This is a genomic window from Vogesella mureinivorans, from assembly GCF_007644035.1.
Lineage (GTDB): Bacteria > Pseudomonadota > Gammaproteobacteria > Burkholderiales > Chromobacteriaceae > Vogesella > Vogesella mureinivorans.
In genome coordinates, this window is sequence record NZ_VMTV02000650.1 from 1 (window position 1) to 352 (window position 352).

Consider the following 352-nt stretch of genomic DNA (forward strand, 5'->3'; position numbering starts at 1 on the left):
GCACACCCAAGGCACAGATCTGTCACAGGGAATTGGCGCGCCTGGAGGGATTCGAACCCCCGACCAATGGCTTCGGAAGCCACTACTCTATCCGGCTGAGCTACAGGCGCGTTTTGTAAAGCTTTTTTCCTTCCCGTCCTCACCCTTTCGAGTAAAGCCGCTGTGCCTCTCCACCTCGCGCCTCGGTTGCCTGAGTAGTGTCTTCGGAAGCCACTACTCTATCCGGCTGAGCTACAGGCGCGTTGTGTGTTGCTGGTGTCCGCGGCGTGGCGAGCCTGCCGTCGCGGGGGGCGCAGGATACCACGCGGTTTGCGCGCGCTGCGCTGGTGGTTCGAGGTCTTCGCGGCCGGCT

General features: G+C 62.5%; 1 tRNA gene. It reads right to left on the reverse strand.

Annotated features, from left to right (window positions below):
- Positions 1-33: 33 nt before the first annotated feature.
- Positions 34-110: transfer RNA gene (locus FLQ44_RS17105), tRNA-Arg, on the reverse strand.
- Positions 111-352 lie beyond the last annotated feature (242 nt).